General features: G+C 71.0%; 20 protein-coding genes. 12 read left to right on the forward strand and 8 right to left on the reverse strand.

The annotated features are described in order from the left end of the window. The first annotated feature begins 1 nt into the window (after position 1). Both treZ and BLR95_RS08330 read left to right on the forward strand, forming a co-directional pair. On the forward strand, positions 2 to 1,777 hold the full coding sequence (gene treZ / locus BLR95_RS08325) for a malto-oligosyltrehalose trehalohydrolase (RefSeq protein WP_092618224.1): 1,776 nt from the start codon (positions 2 to 4) through the stop codon (positions 1,775 to 1,777). Between the two features lie 16 nt (positions 1,778 to 1,793). Further along, positions 1,794 to 2,402: an SAM-dependent methyltransferase gene (locus tag BLR95_RS08330; RefSeq protein WP_092618225.1), complete on the forward strand. Its 609-nt coding sequence runs from the start codon at positions 1,794 to 1,796 to the stop codon at positions 2,400 to 2,402. Positions 2,403 to 2,433: 31 nt separating this feature from the next. Here the strand turns inward: BLR95_RS08330 and BLR95_RS08335 are convergent, their stop codons facing one another. From BLR95_RS08335 to BLR95_RS08360, 6 genes are all read right to left on the reverse strand, one after another. Then, complete coding sequence (locus BLR95_RS08335) at positions 2,434 to 2,769, reverse strand: tRNA-binding protein (RefSeq protein ID WP_092618226.1); 336 nt, start codon at positions 2,767 to 2,769, stop codon at positions 2,434 to 2,436. A gap of 86 nt (positions 2,770 to 2,855) precedes the next feature. Further along, on the reverse strand, positions 2,856 to 3,317 hold the full coding sequence (locus tag BLR95_RS08340) for a phasin family protein (protein ID WP_092618227.1): 462 nt from the start codon (positions 3,315 to 3,317) through the stop codon (positions 2,856 to 2,858). Positions 3,318 to 3,375: 58 nt separating this feature from the next. Further along, positions 3,376 to 4,065 (reverse strand): hypothetical protein, encoded by a 690-nt coding sequence (locus tag BLR95_RS08345; protein WP_092618228.1) that lies wholly within the window; start codon positions 4,063 to 4,065, stop codon positions 3,376 to 3,378. A 157-nt stretch (positions 4,066 to 4,222) separates the two neighbouring features. After that, entirely contained in the window at positions 4,223 to 5,047 is an 825-nt protein-coding gene (gene proC, locus BLR95_RS08350; RefSeq protein WP_092618229.1) for a pyrroline-5-carboxylate reductase, read from the reverse strand. Positions 5,048 to 5,080: 33 nt separating this feature from the next. Next, on the reverse strand, positions 5,081 to 5,614 hold the full coding sequence (locus BLR95_RS08355; protein WP_092618230.1) for a type III secretion system chaperone family protein: 534 nt from the start codon (positions 5,612 to 5,614) through the stop codon (positions 5,081 to 5,083). 201 nt (positions 5,615 to 5,815) lie between these two features. Next, positions 5,816 to 6,079, reverse strand: coding sequence for an accessory factor UbiK family protein (locus tag BLR95_RS08360; protein WP_092618231.1), 264 nt, complete (start codon positions 6,077 to 6,079; stop codon positions 5,816 to 5,818). Positions 6,080 to 6,252: 173 nt separating this feature from the next. Between BLR95_RS08360 and rfaD the strand changes: the two genes are divergently transcribed. Genes rfaD through BLR95_RS08375 form a run of 3 tightly spaced genes read left to right on the forward strand, consistent with a single transcriptional unit; the run spans position 6,253 to position 9,138 of the window. Beyond that, positions 6,253 to 7,239 (forward strand): ADP-glyceromanno-heptose 6-epimerase, encoded by a 987-nt coding sequence (rfaD, locus tag BLR95_RS08365; protein ID WP_092618232.1) that lies wholly within the window; start codon positions 6,253 to 6,255, stop codon positions 7,237 to 7,239. 28 nt (positions 7,240 to 7,267) lie between these two features. Further along, entirely contained in the window at positions 7,268 to 8,092 is an 825-nt protein-coding gene (gene lgt, locus BLR95_RS08370) for a prolipoprotein diacylglyceryl transferase (RefSeq protein ID WP_092618235.1), read from the forward strand. Beyond that, positions 8,089 to 9,138: a class I SAM-dependent methyltransferase gene (locus BLR95_RS08375; RefSeq protein WP_092618379.1), complete on the forward strand. Its 1,050-nt coding sequence runs from the start codon at positions 8,089 to 8,091 to the stop codon at positions 9,136 to 9,138. The genes lgt and BLR95_RS08375 overlap by 4 nt, the downstream gene beginning before the upstream one ends. A 467-nt stretch (positions 9,139 to 9,605) precedes the next feature. Here BLR95_RS08375 and epmA read toward each other — a convergent pair whose 3' ends face one another. Then, positions 9,606 to 10,652 carry an EF-P lysine aminoacylase EpmA gene (epmA, locus tag BLR95_RS08380; protein WP_092618238.1) on the reverse strand — a complete coding sequence of 349 codons (1,047 nt, stop codon included), beginning with the start codon at positions 10,650 to 10,652 and terminating at the stop codon, positions 9,606 to 9,608. Positions 10,653 to 10,846: 194 nt separating this feature from the next. Here epmA and efp point away from each other — a divergent pair, with 194 nt between their 5' ends. The 7 genes from efp (at position 10,847) to BLR95_RS08415 (ending at position 18,581) form a co-directional block, all read left to right on the forward strand. Further along, entirely contained in the window at positions 10,847 to 11,413 is a 567-nt protein-coding gene (gene efp / locus BLR95_RS08385) for an elongation factor P (protein WP_092618241.1), read from the forward strand. Positions 11,414 to 11,475: 62 nt separating this feature from the next. Next, complete coding sequence (locus tag BLR95_RS08390; RefSeq protein ID WP_092618244.1) at positions 11,476 to 12,267, forward strand: inositol monophosphatase family protein; 792 nt, start codon at positions 11,476 to 11,478, stop codon at positions 12,265 to 12,267. A gap of 169 nt (positions 12,268 to 12,436) precedes the next feature. Next, a complete protein-coding gene (locus BLR95_RS08395) occupies positions 12,437 to 12,823 on the forward strand; it encodes a rhodanese-like domain-containing protein (protein WP_092618247.1) in 387 nt (128 codons plus the stop codon). A 369-nt stretch (positions 12,824 to 13,192) separates the two neighbouring features. Then, on the forward strand, positions 13,193 to 13,804 hold the full coding sequence (locus tag BLR95_RS08400; protein WP_092618250.1) for a universal stress protein: 612 nt from the start codon (positions 13,193 to 13,195) through the stop codon (positions 13,802 to 13,804). Between the two features lie 187 nt (positions 13,805 to 13,991). Beyond that, complete coding sequence (locus tag BLR95_RS08405) at positions 13,992 to 16,883, forward strand: molybdopterin oxidoreductase family protein (protein WP_092618253.1); 2,892 nt, start codon at positions 13,992 to 13,994, stop codon at positions 16,881 to 16,883. Continuing rightward, positions 16,880 to 17,623: a 4Fe-4S dicluster domain-containing protein gene (locus BLR95_RS08410; protein ID WP_092618255.1), complete on the forward strand. Its 744-nt coding sequence runs from the start codon at positions 16,880 to 16,882 to the stop codon at positions 17,621 to 17,623. The genes BLR95_RS08405 and BLR95_RS08410 overlap by 4 nt, the downstream gene beginning before the upstream one ends. Before the next feature lie 19 nt (positions 17,624 to 17,642). After that, entirely contained in the window at positions 17,643 to 18,581 is a 939-nt protein-coding gene (locus BLR95_RS08415; protein ID WP_092618258.1) for a dimethyl sulfoxide reductase anchor subunit family protein, read from the forward strand. Between the two features lie 9 nt (positions 18,582 to 18,590). Here BLR95_RS08415 and BLR95_RS08420 read toward each other — a convergent pair whose 3' ends face one another. Beyond that, entirely contained in the window at positions 18,591 to 19,265 is a 675-nt protein-coding gene (locus tag BLR95_RS08420) for a PIG-L deacetylase family protein (RefSeq protein ID WP_092618261.1), read from the reverse strand. Positions 19,266 to 19,291 lie beyond the last annotated feature (26 nt).

The raw sequence follows: 19,291 nt of genomic DNA on the forward strand, positions 1-19,291 counted from the left end.
CGTGGGCCCGGACGACAGCCCGTTCGGACCCCGCCTCCTGCCCGGAGGCGGGGTTCGCTTTGCCCTGGTCGCCCCGGCCTGGGACGCGGCCTGGCTGGAGGGGGTGGACCCGGCCGGGACGGTGCACCGCCGCCTTGCCATGGCGCGCGATGGGGCCGGGGTGTTTTGGGTGGACGATCCCGAGGCGGGGCCGCACACCCTGTATCGCTTTGCCGGACCCAACGGCGCCATCCCCGATCCGGCCAGCCGCCATCAGCCATTCGGGGTGGACGGGCCGAGCCGGGTGCCCGCCGCCTGTCGGCCGCCGGACTGGCCCGGCCGCCCCTGGGCCGAGGCGGTGATCGCCGAGATTCACGTTGGCACCGCCACCCCGGAAGGCACCTTCGCCGGGTTGGAAAAGCGGCTCGATCATTACGCCGGCCTGGGCCTGACGGCCCTGCAACTGATGCCGGTGGCGGCCTGGGCCGGGGGGCGCAACTGGGGCTATGACGGCGTGCTGCCGTTCGCCACCGTGCAGCCCTATGGCCGGCCGGAGGACCTCGCCCGGCTGGTTGCGGCGGCCCACGCCCGGGGCCTGATGGTGTTTCTCGACGTGGTCTACAACCACCTGGGGCCGGCCGGGAATCCCTTCCCCGACCCATGGCCCGGGCTGTTCCACCCCAGGCTGGCCACCCCCTGGGGCCCGGCCCCCGACTTTTCCCGGCCCCTGGCCCGCCGGCTGGTCATCGACAACGCCCTCCACTGGCTGGAAACGATGAACCTGGATGGCCTGCGCCTGGACGCCGTGGACCGCATCATCGCCGACGGCCCCACCCCGCTGCTCGCCGAGTTGGCGGCCCGGGTCGCCGAGCTGCCCGGCCGGCCCCGTCACCTGATCCTGGAAAACGACGCCAACCAGGCCCACTGGCTGGCCCGCGACGCTCGGGGCGCGCCCCGTTTCCACACCGCCCAGTGGGGCGACGACGGGCACCACGCCGCCCACGTGCTGGCCACCGGGGAGCGCGGCGCCTACTACGGCGACTTCCAGGACGACCCGGCGACCCATCTGGCCCGCGCCCTGGCCGAGGGCTTTGCCTACCAGGGCGAGGCCAGCCCGCACCGGGGTGGCGCTCCCCGGGGCACCCCCAGCCGCCATCTGCCCCCGGCGGCCCTGGTCGGCTACCTGCAAAGCCACGATCAGGTCGGCAACCGGGCCTTCGGCGACCGCCTCGACAGCTTGGCCCCGGCGCCGGCGGTGGCGGCGCTGGAGGCGCTGTTCCGGTTGGCCCCACAGATTCCCATGCTGTTCATGGGCGAGGAATGGGGGGCGCGCACGCCGTTCCTGTTCTTCACCGATTTCGAGCCCGCCCTGGGGGAGGCCGTGCGCCAGGGCCGCCTCGGCGAGCTGGTCCGCCTGCCCGGCTTTCCGGCCGATCCCCGGCGCACCCCGCCGCCCGACCCGCAGGACCCCGAGACCTTCGCCGCCAGCCGCCTGGACTGGGCCGAGGCCGAAACGCCGGATGGCGCCGCCCGGCTGGCCCGCACCCGGGCCCTGCTGGCCGCCCGCCGCCGCCACGTGGTGCCGCTGATCGACCGTTTGACCCGGGCCGGGTCGTGGCGCCGCTTCGGCGCGGCCGGTCTGTCGGTGCTCTGGCGGGCCGAGGAGGGGGCCCATATATCGGTGACGGCCAACCTCTCTTCCCATCCGGCCGCACCCCCCGACCCTTGGCCCGGCCCCCCCTTCTGGCGGGACGGCCGGCCCGGCGATCCGTGGTCGGTCGAGTGGCGGGCGGCCTGACCCTCCGGAGTTCCCCATGTCCTCTGTCGCCGATTTCTGGGACCAGCGCTTTACCGGCGCCAAGCTGGTCTATGGCGCCGAGCCCAACGCCTTCCTGGTCCGCCAGCGCCACCGCCTGGAGCCGGGCATGGCGGTGCTCGCCCCGGGCGACGGCGAGGGGCGCAACGGGGTCTGGCTGGCCCAGCAGGGGATGCGGGTGACCTCGGTCGATGCCTCGGCGGTGGGGCTGGCCAAGGCCTTGCGGCTGGCCCTGGATCGCGGGGTCAGCCTGAAGACCGAATGCGCCGACCTGACCACCTGGGACTGGCCGCAAGGGCGCTTCGATGCCGCCGTGCTGTTCTACCTGCACCTGCCGCCGGAAGCCCGGCGGATGGTCCATGGCCGCCTCGCCGACAGCCTGAAGCCGGGCGGCTGGCTGATTCTGGAGGCCTTCCACCCGGACCAGACCATCCACCGCACCGGCGGCCCGGGCGATCCGGCCATGCTCTACGACCTCGCCACCCTGCGCCAGGACTTCGCCGCCCTCAAGGAGGTGGAGGCCGAGGAAGCGCTGATCGAGCTGGATGCCGGTCATGCCCACAGCGGGCAGGGCGCGGTGACCCGCTTCGTCGCCCGCCGGGCCTGAGGGAGGGGCGGGCCAGTCCGCCCCCTCTCCTTCAGTGCAGGCGGGCGCCGTTGGGGGCCGGGTGGTCCGGGGCGACCAGGGTGATGGCGCCGTTGGCATCGGCCACGCCCAGGGTCAGGCACTGGCTCTTCAGGGGGCCGATCTGCTTTTCCGGGAAGTTGACCACCGCCATCACCTGCCGGCCGACCAGATCCTCCGGGCGGTAGTGCTCGGTGATCTGGGCCGAGGACTTGAGGACGCCGATCTCGGGCCCGAAGTCGATCCACAGCTTCAGCGCCGGCTTGCGGGCCTCGGGGAAGGGCTCGGCCTGCCTCACCGTGCCCAGGCGGATGTCGACCTTGAGGAAATCGTCGAAGCTGATGGTCATGGTGTTTGCTCTTCTCATGCGAAAGCCCCGGATGGGGGCTCCTTGAAGGAGGTCATCCGGGGCTTCGGAAGGGGATGTCGGGCCGCCTACTTCTTGGCGCCGCCCTTGGCGCCGCCGGCGGCCGGGGTGGCGATGGCGTGGGAAATCTCGTCCATCACCTGGCTGAAGCGGGCGTTGAGCACGTTCATCACCTCGTTGTTGGACTTGGCCGACAGCTCGGCCAACTCGCGCACGCTGGACAGGGCGCGCTCGAAGGCCTCCTTGGTGATCTGCGCCTGACGGGCGGCGCGTTCCTGGGGGTCGTTGCTGTCGACCAGACTGGAGGCGGCGTCGTTGGCCTGCTCGATGGCCTGACGCAGAATCTCGGTCTGCCGCTGCATGACCGCCTGCATGCCCTCGTAGGCCAGACGGTTGGCGTCGGCGACCGCTTCCAGGTTGCGGCGCTGGCTGGTCAGCAGGGTTTCCATGTCGACCCCGGGGACCTGGAGGTCGCCCAGCATCTTGCCGAGGTCGAAGTCGAAGGGGTTGCGCGAGGACGTACCGGCCATGACGGAGACTCTCCTTGGAAGTGACGGGGCGGGAACGTGCCGCGGCCTGGGGGTTGGATCAGGCCGGGGCGGTGGGCGCTTCGGAGGGGGCGGCGGGGGGCTCGTCGGCCGGGGCGCGGGTCCAGGCCTCGTCGCGCCGGCGCAGGCGGCGGCAGGTCTTCTCGAACGAGCCGGCGAACATCTCGGCCCGGTCGAGGGCCTTGTCCAGCGCCGCCATGGTCTTGGCCATGTCCTCGCTGTCGTCCTTCATCCAGGCCTTGGCGGCCCAGGCATAAACCAGCGAGGCGCCCTTGAGGCGGGCCAGACCGCGCAGCCCCGAGGTGCTGATGCCGGCGGCTTCCAGCATGGCCACCATGGAGCGGGCGACGCGGCGCGAGCTGGTCAGACAGATGGCCGGGTCGCCGGCCACGTCGTGGGCGATGGCGCGCACCCCCTCGCGGTGGGTTTGCAGCACATCGAAGCGGCGCATCAGGATGTCGAACAGGCGGTCGCGCGGGCCTTCCGAGAAGTCGATCGGGCTGCCCGAGGTCAGCACCCGATGGTCGACCCAGCGCATGAAGTCGTCGAGCAGGCGGCCCCGACAGGGATAGAGGCCGAGCGCCACCTCCAGCGGCACCTCGGCCCGGGCGGCGATCTCGGCCAGCGGCAGATCGGCCCAGCCACGGTCGGCGGCCAGCTCGAGGGCGGCCTCGACCAGACGGTCGCGGCGGGCCTGATCGTCCTGCGGCGCGGCGGGGGTATCGGCCATGGCGCGGAGCACCTCCTGGGCTCGGAGTGGGGGCAAGCGGCATCCTGTCGGCTTCCCGGGGAAACCGGACAGTCCATGGGTGAATCTAGGTCGCCTTGGCGCCAAGACAACCCCTGGGTGGGGGGTGTCGTCGCTGAGTGGCCCGGTGGGCCGGTTTTCAGCCGGCCAATTCGCGCGAGCGGCGGGCGGCGGCGGCCACCGTGTCCTCGAGCAGCCGGGCGAGGCCGCGCTCGGCGTCCATCAGCACCTCGAGGCCGGCCGCCGTGGTGCCGCCCGGCGAGGTGACGTTGGTGCGCAGGGTGGCCGGGCTGTCCGGGCTCTGGTGCAGCAACTCGCCGGCCCCGGCGACGGTGACCCGGGCCAGCCGGGCCGCCACCTCGGCCGGCAGGCCGGCCTTGGCGCCGGCCTCGGCCAACGCCTCGGCAAGGTGGAAGACATAGGCCGGGCCGCTGCCCGAGACGGCGGTGACGGCATCCATCAGCCCCTCGTCCTCGACCCAGGCCACCTCGCCCACCGCTTCCAGCAACTGTTGGACCAGGGCCCGGCTTTTGTCCTCAAGCCCCGGGCAGCAGGCCACGGTGATGCCCCGGCCGACGGCGGCCGGGGTGTTGGGCATGGCGCGCACGATGTGGGCCCGATCGCCCAGCCAGCCGGCGAGGCTGGCCCGCGGGATGCCGGCGGCCACCGAAACGACCAGGGTGCCGGGCCGGGCCATGCCGCCGTAGTCTGGGGCGACCTTGGCCATCATCTGCGGCTTGACGGCCAGGATGATCACTTCCGGGGCGAAGTCGGTGGGCAGATGCTCGGGGCTTGGCACGGCGGCCACCCCGCCGCGCGCCGACAGGGCGCGGGCGGTGGCGGGGTCGGGCTCGACCACCCGGGCGCGGGCCGGGTCCAGGCCCATGGCCCGCCAGCCATCGAGCAGGGCACCGCCCATCTTGCCGCCGCCGACCAGCAGCAGGGAGAGACTTTCCAGGCTCATCGCGTCAGTTTTCCGGTTCTCAAAGGGGGCGACTCAGGCCTCGCCAACGGTGTCGAGCATGGCCGCGGCGATGGCGTCCTCGGCCGTCTTGCCGCCCCAGATGACGAACTGGAAGGCCGGGTAGAAACGCTCGCACTCGCTGATCGCCACGTCGACCAGATCCTCCAGCGGCAGCCCCTGGCCGATGCCGTCCGGCTGGGCCCCGACCACCGCCCCGGGGATCAGGTTCACGGTGTGGCGGAACATCGGGATGCCTTCCTCGATCCAGATGGCGAAGTGGCCCATCCACAGTTTCTCGTTGAGGTGGGCCAGCAGCTCGTAGACCGCCTGCCGGCGCCCCTTGGGCACCCGAAGGTCGAAGGCGGCCGAGAAGTGCAGCGCCGAAAGGTCCTCCGAATAGGCGAAGAAGAGGCCCAGGTCGCACCACTGGCCGGGGACCTCGATGGCCACTTCCTGGTCGCTGCGGCGATCAAAGGCCCACTCGCGGTGGGTCGCCACCTGTTCCACGTGATCGATCGGGTTGGCGGTGGGGGCGGCGTCGAAATCGCCGGCGAGAGAGGCGGTCATCAGGCGGTTCCTCCCTGTCGGGCGGGCGATCCGGGGGGCGTCGGGGACGCTTCCGGGGCCGGCCGGGGGGCGCGTGCCGTCCCGGCTGCGGCATATTTTGTCATCGGCCCGCCACGGCCACACTATGGGTAGCCTGCCAAAAGCCCCGCGTCGACGCAAGGCCTGTGCAGGATGTCATCGAACTATCGCCGTTTCGCCGGCTTATTCGGTCTTGCCGGTCTCGCCGAGCCGGGCCTCCAGGGCCTCGATGCGGGCCAGCAGGGCGGCCTGTTCCTGGCGCGCCTTGGCGGCCATGGCCTGGGTGGCCTCGAACTCCTCGCGGCTGACCATGTCGAGGTCGGGCAGCAGGCGTTCCACCGCCTGACGGACCAGGACGTCGATCTCTTCCTTGACGCCGCGCGCCGCGCCCATGGCACCCCCAGCCAGGCGGGAAACCTCGTCGAACAGGCGGTGGCGGGTTTGCATTGGGTGTCTCTTCAAGGTCTGTTGTCGGGTCTTTGCGGGCGCACTATGGCGAGCCGCCGGGCCGCTGTAAAGGGTGCCGGTTGCCTTGCCCCGGCGGGCCCGGCGGGCCTATAACAAACAACAATGAAACGGTCGGCTTTCCTGATCCGACCGGCAGCGACGGGAGGCAAGGCATGTACGTGGTCACCGGCGGGGCCGGGTTCATCGGCTCCAACGTGCTGGCCGCCCTGGAGGCCCGGGGCGGCGACGAGTTGGTGGTGGTCGACCGCCTGCGCTCGGGCGAGAAATGGCGCAACATCGCCAAACGCGAGATCACCGACGTCGTGGCGCCCGAGCACGTCTTCGATTTTCTCGAGACCCACAAGAAGAAGATCACCGCCCTGATCCACATGGGGGCGGTGTCCTCGACCACCGAGACCGACGCCGACCGCATCGTCACCAACAACTTCAACCTGTCCATCGCGCTGTGGAAATGGTGCACGGTGAACAGCGTGCGGCTGATCTACGCCAGTTCGGCGGCGACCTATGGCGACGGCTCGGCCGGCTTCGACGACACCTTCACCCCCGAGGCCCTGGCCCGGCTCGAGCCGCTCAACGCCTATGGCTGGAGCAAGCACCTGTTCGACCGCCGCATCGCCCGGCGCATGGAGGCCGGGCGGCCGACCCCGCCGCAGTGGGTGGGGCTGAAGTTCTTCAACGTCTACGGGCCCAACGAGTACCACAAGGGCGGTCAGGCCAGCGTGGTCAGCCAGGTCTACCCGCACGCCGCCAGCAAGGCCCACTTCGACCTTTTCAAGTCGCACCACCCGGACTACCCGGACGGCGGCCAACTGCGCGACTTCGTGTGGGTCGGCGACTGCGTCGACGTCATCCTGTGGCTGCTCGACAACCCCTCGGTCAGCGGGCTGTTCAACATGGGCACCGGGCAGGCGCGCACCTTCTACGATCTGGCGGCGGCGGTCTACAAGGCCATGGACATGACCCCGATGATCCGCTTCAAGGACACCCCGCTGAGCCTGCGCGACAAGTACCAGTACTTCACCCAGGCCGAGATGGGCCGCCTGCGCGCCGCCGGCTACGACAAGCCCTTCACCAGCCTGGAAGAGGGCATCTCCACCTACGTCACCCGCTATCTGGACAGCGGCGACCGTTTCGTCTGAGCCCCCGCCTTTCCCGGAGCCCCCTGCCATGAGTCTGGCGATCGCCTTCCCGGCCATCGATCCGGTGGCGGTCGAACTCGGCCCCCTGGTCATCCGTTGGTACGCTCTGGCCTACGTCACCGGCATCCTGGCCGGCTGGGCCTACCTGCGCTGGCTGGCCGCCCGCACCCCCGGGCCGGGCGGCGCCCCGGTGATCGGCGGCGTCGAGATCGACGATCTGGTGGTCTGGGCCACCCTCGGCGTGGTGCTCGGCGGGCGGCTGGGCTACGTGCTGTTCTACAAGCCGGGCTACTATCTCTCCAACCCGCTGGACATTGTCCAGGTGTGGCAGGGCGGCATGGCCTTCCACGGCGGGGTGATCGGCGTGGTGCTGGCCCTGTGGCTGTTCTGCCGGCGGCGCGGGCTGTCCTTCACGGCGGTCGGCGATCTGGTCTGCGCGGTGGTGCCCATCGGCCTGGGCCTGGGCCGCCTCGCCAACTTCATCAACGGCGAGCTGTGGGGCCGCCCCGCCCCCGACGTGCCCTGGGCCATGGTCTTCCCGCACGCCGGGCCGCTCCCCCGCCACCCCAGCCAGCTTTACGAAGCCGCCCTGGAGGGGCTTCTCCTGCTGCTGGTGCTGCACCTGTTGTGGCGCCTGAAGGCGGTGCGCCGCCGGCCGGGAACCCTGGCCGGGGTGTTCCTGCTCGGCTACGGGCTGGCCCGGGGCAGCGCCGAGTTCTTCCGCGAGCCCGATGCCCACCTGGGCTTCCTGTTCGCCGGCGCCACCATGGGACAGTTGCTGTGCCTGCCCATGATCGTCCTCGGGGTGGGGCTGATCCTGTGGGCCCGCCGTCGGCCACCCGTCACCCCATGACCCCGCTGGCCCGCGATCTGGCCCGCCGCATCGCCGCCCACGGCCCGCTGCCCCTGGAGACGGTGATGGCCGAGGCCGCCGCCGCCTACTACGCCGACAACCAGGCCCTGGGCCGGGGCGGCGACTTCATCACCGCCCCCGAGATCAGCCAGATGTTCGGCGAACTGATCGGCCTGTGGGTCGGTGTGGCGTGGCAGGCCACCGGCGGTGGGCCCTTCCATCTGGTCGAGCTGGGCCCCGGGCGCGGCACCCTGATGGCCGACGCCTGGCGGGCCCTGGGCAAGGTCGGCACGGCGACCCAACAGGCCCGGGTCCATCTGGTCGAGACCAGCCCCCGCCTGCACCAAGCCCAGGCCGCCGCCCTGGCCGGCCTGGAAGCGACCCCCACCTGGCACGCCGATCTCGCCACCCTGCCCGGCGACGCGCCGCTGATCGTCGTCGCCAACGAATTCCTCGACGCCCTGCCCATCCGCCAGGCCATCCGCCGCCCCGACGGTTGGCACGAACGCCGGGTGGGCCTCGACGGCGAGCGCCTGACCCTGGTCGATGGCCCCCTGATCGACCCGGCCACCCTGCGCCCGGCCCACCGTGACGCCCCCTCCGGCGCCCCCTCCGGCGTCATCGCCGAAACCTGCCCCGCCGCCCAGGCGGTGGTCGCCGATCTGGCCCGGCGCCTCAGCGCCCAAGGTGGCGCCGCCCTGATCATCGACTACGGCCCGGCCACCAGCGCCCCCGGCGACTCCCTGCAAGCCGTGAAACGCCACGCCGCCGTCGATCCCCTCGACCACCTGGGCGAAGCCGACCTCACCGCCCACGTCGATTTCGAAGCCCTCGCCGATACCGCCCGCGCCGCCGGCCTCACCGTCGATGGCCCAACCCCGCAAGGCGAGTGGCTGCAAGCCCTCGGCATCACCACCCGCGCCCAGATGCTGGCCCGCAACGCCACCCCCCGCCAACGCGACCACATCTCAAGCGCCCTCCAACGCCTGACCGATCCCGCCCACATGGGACACCTGTTCAAGGTGCTGACACTGACCCCCGCATAAGGGCGCCGCATAAGAGCGCCGCATAAGGGGCGCTGCCCCTTAACCCCGCCGGGGGACCGAAGGCGGTCCCCCGGACCCCCTCCAATCCTTGGCGCGAAACGCCGGTTCGGAGCCGGGCTCGGGTGGTTTTTGGTTGCAGGCCAGCTTTGCTGGCCTGCTGAAACAAGCAGGGCCATAGGTTCCAGGAACCCGCAACGAGTGCCGAGGCGTTTTGGTTGTTCAAGCAGGCCGGCTTCGCCGGCCTGCAACCAAAAACCATGGACCCAAGGCTCTGTGCTCGGTCGGTGCGTCAACGCCGTCAGTCGGTTTCTGGTTGCGGGCCAGCAAAGCTGGCCCGCGTAATCAAAAAAAGCGGCGGATCGTCCATCCACCGGCGCGGGTTGGCACCAACGACTTGGCGGGGTCCGGGGGGACCCTGTCCCCCCGGCGGGGTTCAAGGGGCGGAGCCCCTTGATTTGTTTGCGGGTTTACGCCTGCGGTGTCACCGGGGCCCACAGCACCTGGTGGATATGGTTGGCGCCGCTGGTGAGCATGGCGAGGCGGTCGATGCCCAGGGCGATGCCGGCGCAGTCTGGCAGGTGGGGGAGGGCGGCGAGGAAGTCTTCGTCGATCGGGTAGCGGGTTCCGTAGAGTTTTTCCTTCAGCGCCATGTCGTGTTCGAAGCGTTGGCGTTGTTCGGCCGGGTCGGTGAGTTCGCCGAAGGCGTTGGCCAGTTCCATGCCGGCGACGTAGACCTCGAAGCGTTCGACCACCCGGGGGTCGGTGGGGTCGCGGCGGGCCAGGGCGCCGAGGGCGGCCGGGTAGGCGTGGAGGAAGGTCGGGCGCTGGCGGCCCAGGTGGGGTTCGATGCGGGCCAGGAAGAGGCGGAAGAAGATGTCCTCGAAGCGGTCGGTGGGGGCGCATTCGATGCCCAGGCTGGCCGCGTGGTCGGCCAGCGGGGTGGGGTCGGGATCGGGGTTGAAGGGGTCGGCGATGGTGTCGAGCAGCGAGAATCCGCAGTGGCGTTGGAAGGCGTCGTCCACCGACAGGCGCTCGGCCGGGCCGTCGGCGGGCACCTGGTGACCCTGCCAGGAGAGCGGCCCGCCGTCGGCGGCGGCGGCGAGCAGGGCGTCGGTATCGGCCATGATCTCGGCCAGGGTGCCTGGGGCGCGGTACCATTCCAGCATGGTGAATTCGGGGCTGTGCAGGGGGCCGGCCTCGCCGTCGCGGAACACCCGGGCCATCTGGTGGATGCGCTGCATGCCGCCGGCGAGCAGCTTCTTCATGGCGAATTCGGGCGAGGTGTGGAGGTGGAGCGGGCTGTCCGGTCCGCCGAAGGGGTCGGTGAGGCGGGTCGGGAAGGCCTTGAGGTGGGTTTCGTTGCCCGGCGAGAGCTGGAGCGCCGGGGTTGCCACCTCGATGAAGCCGGCCTTGGCGAACCAGCCTTTGATCGCCGCCTCCATTTCGGCCCGGCGCTGAAGGAAGGGGCGGCGGGCGGCGAGGGCGTCGGGGTGCCACCAGGGCTGGGGCGACATGGCGGGTGTCCTTTGGGTGGGGACGTGGGGATGGGGGCATGGTTGCCAGCGGCCGGGCAACCTGCTAGAAACCGCCGCCATGCGCAAGTGTCAGCCCGTTTTCCGCCCGGTGCCGCCGTCCGGTGCGCGCCGGTGGTGGGCTGTCGCCGGCCGTGCTTTCTGAAACCCGTCCGAAACCCGCCAACGGTGCGTCCATGAAGATCCAGGCCAACACCATTCGTCCCGGCAACGTCTTGTCCCACCAGGGCAAGCAGTGGTCGGTGTTGAAGATTCAGCTGATCCAGCCGGGCAAGGGCGGCGCCTTCATCCAGGTGGAGATGCGCGACATCGATTCCGGCAACAAGACCAACGAGCGCTGGCGCACCCAGGACACGGTGGAAAAGCTGGACGTGCGGCAGCACGACTGCCAGTACCTGTTCGCTGATGGGGATTCCTTCACCTTCATGGACAAGGAAACCTTCGACCAGTTCCCGATGAGCCGCGACGAGTTGGGCGATCAGGCGCTGTACCTGCAGGACGGCATGGACGTGACGGTGGACTTCATCGAGGGCCGCCCGGTGTCGATGAACCTGCCGGGCCAGGTGACCCTGGAGGTGACCGAGTGCGACGCCGTGGTGAAGGGCCAGACGGCGACCAGCTCCTACAAGCCCGGGGTGCTGGAAAACGGCGTGCGGGTGATGATCCCGCCCTTCATCGAGGCCGGCACGCGGATCGTCGTCAGCACCGCCGACGGGACCTATGTCGAGCGTGCCAAGGACTGAGCCGCCGGCCGCCTCCCGCGCCGTTCTTCCGCCTCTCCCGTTCCCCTGACCGGATACCCCGGATGCCCCCCACCAGTGCCCTGCTCAACGTGATGATCGGCGCCGCCCGCAAGGCCGGCCGCGGGCTGATCCGGGATTTCGGCGAAGTGGAGCAGTTGCAGGTCTCCGAGAAGGGGGTCTCCGACTTCGTCTCCACCGCCGACCTCAAGGCCGAGAAGACCCTGAAGCAGGAGCTGTCGCGGGCCCGGCCGCGCTTCGGCCTTTTGATGGAGGAAGGCACGGTGGCCGAGGGGGCGCCCGGCGAGCCGCGCTTCGTGGTCGATCCCCTGGACGGCACCACCAACTTCCTGCACGGCATCCCGCACTTCGCCATTTCCATCGGCGTCGAGCAGGACGGCCAGCCCATCGCCGGGGTGATCTACAACCCGATCAGCGACGAGATGTACATCGCCGAGAAGGGGCGCGGCGCCTTCCTCAACGACCGCCGGCTGCGGGTGTCGGCCCGGCGCCGTCTGGGCGAGGCGGTGGTCGCCTCCGGCATTCCCCATCTGGGGCGCGGCGACCATGCCGCCTATCTGCCCCAGTTGGCCCGTGTCATGGGGGCCACCGCCGGGGTGCGCCGCTTCGGGGTGGCCTCGCTCGATCTGGCCTATGTGGCGGCCGGACGTTACGAGGGCTTCTGGGAGACCGGGCTAAAGCCGTGGGATGTGTGCGCCGGGATGGCCGTGGTGCGCGAGGCCGGCGGCTTCACCGGCCCGGCCATCGACCCTGAGGCCGATCCGCTGGCCGATGGCGACATCCTGGCCGCCAACGACCGCCTGTTCCAGCCGCTGACCGACCTGCTGCGCGGCTGAGCCGGCCGGTCCGCCCGGCGCCCGGGGGCGCCAGACCATCCCGGTCCGAAATATCGCAGCCCAAAGCTTGACTTGGGGGTGGGGGGCGCCATATCAGCCCGACCGCCGGTTTTGCGGCGGCTTCCTGCTTTGCATCCAAGGTCCGTTTGCCGTGAGGGAGTCCCCGCCCATGTTTGCCGCCGCCGCAAATCCGACTTCCGCGCTGGGAGATCAGGTGCGCATGGTTCCGGCCGACCAGGTGAAGGCCTGGATGGACGCGGATCAGGCCGTGGTCTTCGACGTGCGCGAGGCCAACGAGTACATGGAGGCCCACATTCCGGGCACCATCCTTTTGCCCCTGTCGCGCTTCGAGCCCGAGCGGGTGCGCCGAACCCTGGCCGCGACTCCGGACAAACGCCTGGTTTTGCACTGCCGTTCGGGGATCCGCTGCGGGATGGCCGCGGGCAAGCTGCGCCAGGCCGGATTGCAGGGCGAAATCAACCGCATGGAAGGCGGCATCGGGGCCTGGTACAAGGCCGGCCTGCCGCTTGCCTCGGGGCTCCCCGGCGTGTCCTGAGCTGATCGAGAAACTTTCGTTAAATCAGCCATTTGCTGGATTGGTTTGTTTCCGCCCCCGGAGACTGCCAAACTACCGGTCTGGGCCTGCCGCCAGTTGTGCCGCAAGTTGCGCCGCAAGTTGTGCCGCACAAGTCGTGGCGGGCCCGCCGGATCGCCCCGGGCGTCGCCCGCCCGGCGGGACTCTGTGGCGGACCTCTGTGGCGGGCCTCTGTATCGAGCGCCCGGCGGACCGCCCGACGAACAAGGTGATCCGGTCGGTGGATGAACGCGGCTGACCGCCCGGCAACGGCGCGGTCGGAACAGAAGGGCGGGGGGTCCCCCGGTCCTTGAACGAAAATCCGCGTTCCGCTGGGGAGGAGAGACCGTCATGCCATCCATCCTGACCGACCCTGGCGTCGGCCCCGTCAGCCATGGCACCCCCTTCGATCCCGGGGCCGGGCTGCCGCCGGCAACGCCGCCCCCCGACTCGCTGCCCGACCCGGCCCCCGACCCGGACGTCGATGCCGACAACGACAACAACCCGCGCCTGTTCCTGGTCGTCATCGACGGCTCGGAGGAAGTGGGTGCCGCCCTGCGCTTCGCCTGCCGACGGGCCCGCAACACCCACGGCCGGGTCGCCCTTCTGACCGTCGTCGAGCCGCCCGAGTTCCAGCACTGGATGTTCGTCGGCCGGGCGATGGAGGACGAGGCCCGCCAGATCGCCGAGGAACGCCTGCAGGCCCACGCCGCGCTGATCCACACCTGTGTCTCCGACATGCCCGAACTGATCGTCCGCGAGGGCGACACCCGCGAGGAACTGTTCAGCCTGATCGAGGAGGATCAGCGCATCTCGGTGCTGGTGCTCGCCGCCGGCAGCGGCAAGGACGGCCCCGGGCCGCTGGTCAAGGCGGTCACCGGCAAGCACGCCGGGCAGTTGCGGGTGCCGGTGACCATCGTGCCGGGCACCCTGACCGACGAACAGATTGACGGTTTGACTTAAATCAGTCTGGTCTAATATTCTCCCCACACCGGGACCGGCCCAGCCACAAAACCAACCAACAGGCGCCGGGGTCCGCTGGGGAGGCGAGACAGATACCGCGCGGCGCCGCACGGCCCGCCGCTCTCCCCGATCGCGACCAGGGAGTCCGCCGCCCCACCCGGGCGGCCAGGGGAGGAGCGAGAAGGCCATGGCGCCGAACCCGTCTGGCGCGCCCGAGGCGCGCGTCGAGACCTCGCGGCCGGTCGGCGACCGGGTCGAACACACCACCTGCTACATGTGCGCCTGCCGCTGCGGCATCCGGGTCCACCTGAAGGACGGCCGGGTGCGCTACATCCAGGGCAACCCGGATCATCCGGTGAACAAGGGGGTGCTGTGCGGCAAGGGTTCGGCCGGCATCATGCAGCACTATTCGCCGGCCCGGCTGTCCCGGCCGCTGCGCCGGGTGGGGCCACGGGGCAGCGGGGAGTTCGAGGAAATCTCCTGGGACGAGGCGCTGGAAACGGCCACCGGCTGGCTCAGGCCGCTGCGCGAGAGCGACCCCCGGAAGCTCGCCTTCTTCACCGGCCGCGACCAGAGCCAGGCCCTGACCGGCTGGTGGGCGAGCCAGTTCGGCACTCCCAACTATGCGGCCCATGGCGGCTTCTGCTCGGTCAACATGGCCGCCGCCGGGCTTTATTCCATCGGCGGCAGTTTCTGGGAGTTCGGCGAGCCCGACTGGCACCACACCCGCTACTTCCTGATGTTCGGGGTGGCCGAGGACCACGACAGCAACCCCATCAAGATGGGCATCGACCAGCTCAAGAAGCGCGGGGCGCGGTTCGTTTCGGTCAACCCGGCCAAGACCGGCTACTCGGCGGTGGCCGACGAGTGGATCGGCATCCGCCCGGGCACCGATGGCCGCTTCGTGATGAGCCTGATCCACGAACTCTTGAAGGCCGGCAAGGTGGATGTGGACTATCTGGTCCGCTACACCAACGCCCACCATCTGGTGTGGCAGGGCGGCGACGCCGAGGACGGCCTGATCGCCCGCGACGCCGAGGGCCGCCCGTTGGCCTGGGACGCCGGGAAGAACGCCCCGGTGCCGGCCGACGCGGTTGGCATCACGCCGCTGCTCAAGGGCCGCTTCGAGATCAAGGGCCGCCCGGTGGTGCCGGCCTTCCAGTTGATGGCCGAGCGCTATCTCGACCCCGAGCACGCCCCCGAGGTGGCCGGCCCGGTGTGCGGCCTCCGCCCCCAGGTGATCCGCCGCATCGCCGCCGAACTGGCCGAGGCGGCCTTCGAGCATCCCGTCACCCTGCCCGTCGCCTGGACCGACGCCGCCGGGCGGCGCCACCAAGGCATGGTCGGCCGGCCGGTGGCCATGCACGCCATGCGCGGCATCTCCTCGCACAGCAACGGCTTTCACACCTGCCGGGCGATCCACCTGTTGCAGATGCTTTTGGGCAGCGTCGACACCCCCGGCGGCTTCCGCTACAAGCCGCCCTTCCCCAAGCCCATCCCGCCGCCCGTGAAGCCGACCGGGGCCAAGGGGCCGGGCCAGCCGCTGGGCGGGCCGCCGCTGGGTTTCGTCACCGACCCGGCCGACCTGCTGGTCGACGACGACGGCAATCCCCAGCGCCTCGACAAGGCCTATTCCTGGGAGCACCCGCTGGCCTCCCACGGCCTGATGCACATGGTCATCCACAACGCCTGGGCGGGCGATCCCTACCCCATCGACACCCTGTTCCTGTTCATGGCCAACATGGGCTGGAACTCGTCGATGAACTCGGCCGGGGTGATCGACATGTTGACCGACACCGACCCCGAGACCGGCGCCTACCGCATCCCCCGGATCATCTACTCCGACGCCTATTATTCCGAGATGGTCGCCTACGCCGACCTGATCCTGCCCGACACCACCTACCTCGAACGCCACGACTGCATCTCGCTGCTGGACCGCCCGATCTGCGACGCCGAGGCGGCGGCCGACGCCATCCGCCATCCGGTGGTGGCGCCGGACCGCGACGTGCGCAACTTCCAGGGCGTGCTGCTCGATCTCGGGGCCCGCCTCGGCCTGCCCGGGATGACCAACCCCGATGGCTCGCCGACCTACCCCGGAGGTTATGCCGACTATCTGGTCAACCACCAGCGCAGCCCCGGCATCGGCCCGCTGGCCGGCTGGCGCGGCGCCGACGGCCAAAGCCACGGCAAGGGCGACCCCAACCCCGACCAACTCGAGGCCTACAAGGCCAACGGCGGCTTCTGGCGCCTCGAAATCCCCGAGGACGGGCGCTACTTCAAGTTCGCCAACCAGAGCTACCTCGACTGGGCGGCCGAGCTCGGCCTTCTCGGCAAGGCGGCGCCGATCACCCTCGAAATCTACTCCGAGATCCTCCAGAAATTCCGCAACGCCGCCCGGGGGCTGGGCTCGGTCGAGGTGCCCGAGGCCCATCGGGCGCGCGTCGAGACCTATTTCGACCCCCTGCCCATCTGGTATCCGCCCTTCGAGGAAGCCGCCCTGGAGGCCAGCCAGCCCGGCCGCTTTCCGCTGCACGCGCTGACCCAGCGGCCGATGCACATGTACCACTCCTGGGGCTCGCAGAACGCCTGGCTGCGGCAGATCACCAACCACAACCGGCTGTACATCAACCGGGCCACGGCGGCGGCCCGGGGCATCGCCGACGACGACTGGGTGTGGGTGGAAAGCCACCACGGGCGCATCAAGTGCCAGGTGCGGCTGATCGACGGGGTGAACCCCGAAACGGTGTGGACCTGGAACGCCATCGGCAAGCGGGCCGGGGCCTGGAACCTCAAGCCCGATGCGCCGGAGGCGACCAAGGGCTTCCTGCTCAACCATCTGATTTCGGAGCTGCTGCCGCCGCGCGACGGCGCCCCGCGCTACGCCAACAGCGATCCGGTGACCGGGCAGGCGGCGTGGTTCGACCTCAAGGTGGAGGTCAGCAAGGCCGACCCCGCCGAGGCGCCGCTCACCGAGCCCCGCTTCCCGCCCCTGGCGGTGCCCCCCTCGGTGACCGGGCCGCGCCCCGAGGTGTCGCGCTTCGGGGCCGAATTCCAGCCGCAAGAGGGAGAGGCGCCATGACCACCCTGCCGCCGCCCACCCCGCGCCGTCTGGGGCTGGTCATCGATCTCGACACCTGCGTCGGCTGCCAGGGCTGTGTGACCAACTGCAAGGAATGGAACACCGGCGGCCACATGGGGCCGCTGACCGACCTCGACCCCTACGGCCCCAAGGTGGACGGGGTGTGGTTCAACCGGGTCCACAGCTTCGAGATCAATCCCGGCGCCGAGGGTGATCCCGAGACGGCGCGCACGGTGCACTTCCCGCGCTCCTGCCTGCACTGTGCCCAGCCCGACTGCGTCACCGTGTGCCCCACCGGGGCCAGCTACAAGCGGGCCGAGGACGGCATCGTGCTCATCGACCAGGAGCGCTGCATCGGCTGCAAGCTGTGCAGTTGGGCCTGTCCCTACGGGGCCCGGGAGTACGATCCCGACGCCGGGACCATGAAGAAATGCACCCTGTGCGTCGACCGCATCTACAACGAAACCCTGCCCGAGGCCGAGCGCCAGCCCGCCTGCGTGCTGACCTGTCCCTCGCGGGCCCGCCACTTCGGCGACCTGGGCGATCCTGACTCGGCGGTCTCGCGGCTGGTCGCCGAGCGCGGCGGGCAGGCCCTGCTGGCCGAGCTGGGCTACGGGCCGGTCAACGTCTACCTGCCGCCGCGCCGCAAGGGACCGCCACCCGATGGCCCCCGCGAGCTGACCCCGGCCGGCCCGGCCGACGATCCCCTGGCCTGGCTCGACCGGCCGGTTCCCCGCTGATTTCCGCCCGAGGCCGCCCATGCATCCCGCCTTTTCGGTCATCTTTTTCACCACCGCCTCGGGGGCCGGCTATGGTCTGCTCGCCCTGATGGGGCTGCTCGGCGCCGCCCAGGCGCTGCCCGCCGACCGCTGGCTGGGTCTGCTTGGCCTGGGCCTGGCCCTGGGGCTGATCGGCGGCGGGCTGATGAGTTCCAGCGCCCACCTGGGACGCCCCGAGCGGGCCCGCTTCGCCTTTTCCCAGTGGCGCTCCTCGTGGCTCTCGCGCGAGGCGGTGGCGGCGGTGGCCACCTTCGTTCCCGCCGGACTGTTCGCCCTGGGCTGGGTCGGGCTGGGCCGGACCGACGGCGCGATGGCCGCCTTCGGGGTGCTGAGCGCCGCCGGGGCCGGGCTGACCGTGGCCGCCACCGCCATGATCTACGCCAGCCTGAAACCCATCCCGCACTGGCACAACGTCTTCACCCTGCCCGGCTATCTGCTGTTCGGGCTGATGACCGGGGCCCTCTGGCTGTCCGCCCTGGCCCATCCCTTCAACGCCGCCGGCTGGGCGGTCAGGCTGCTGCCGGTGGTCCTGGTGGCCGCCGCCTGGGGGCTGAAGGCCGCCTGCTGGCGCCACCTCGACAGCCGCCCCGAACGGCTCACCGCCAACCGCGCCCTGGGCCTGCCCGAGGGTCGGGTGCGGGTGATCGACTGGCCGCACAGCCAGGCCAACTATGTGCTGAAGGAGATGGGCTATCAGGTGGCGCGCCAGCACGCCCGGACCCTGCGCCTCGCCACCCACGCCCTGGCCTTCGCCCTGCCGTTGGCCTTGAGCCTGCTGGTGCTGGCCGGCGCGGCGGGCGGCGGCGCGGCCCTGCTGGCGGCCCTTGCCGGCACCCTGGGCATGGGCCTGGAGCGCTGGCTGTTCTTCGCCGAGGCCCGCCACGCCGCCACCCTGTACTACGGGGCGGAGCGGGTGTAGGCCGTTGCCTCAGCGCACCACCTGCCGGATCACCTCGAAGGTTTCGGCCATCTCCAGGCCGAAGCTGGCGCCGCGCCAGCGCATCAGGGCCTCGATGGCGGGGCGCGAGCGCGGGTGCGGGGCGGGCCGCATCTCCGCCGCGTAGGCATCGAGCGCGGCCCATTTGGCGGCCACCTCGGTGGCCTCGGCGGCGACCGCCAGGGTGGGCTGGAAGGCCGGCCCGAAGCCCGGGCCCCCCCACTCGCTGCTCGAGGCCACCTCGAAGCCCAGGACCTGCTCGACCGGGCTGCCCGGCAGCGGACGGAAGGCGGTGCGCACCGCCTGATGGACCCGGCGATGGTCGAGGTTCATGTCACCGGCGGCGTGGGTGTAGATGACGCGCGGCGCCCAGTCCCGGGTTGCCGCCTCGATGGCCTGGGTGAGGTCGAGCAGCGGCAGGGAATCCAGCCGGTTGTCGGGCAGGCGCAGGAAAACCGGCGGCTCGGCGCCCAGGGCCCGGGCCGCCGCCTCGGCCATCGCCTCGCGCGCCGGGCGCGCCGCCGCGCCGGCGTCGGGGCGCGCCGCCACGCCATCGGCCACGAAGAGGATGCGCACCGTCTCGCCGAGCCGGGCATGGCGGGCCAGGGTGGCGGCACAGCCCAGCGCCTCGTCGTCGGGATGGGCGGCGATGGCCAGGATCGACATGGAACGGGCGCTCCTTTTTCTTCAGC

Source organism: Roseospirillum parvum, from assembly GCF_900100455.1.
GTDB classification, from domain to species: domain Bacteria; phylum Pseudomonadota; class Alphaproteobacteria; order Rhodospirillales; family Rhodospirillaceae; genus Roseospirillum; species Roseospirillum parvum.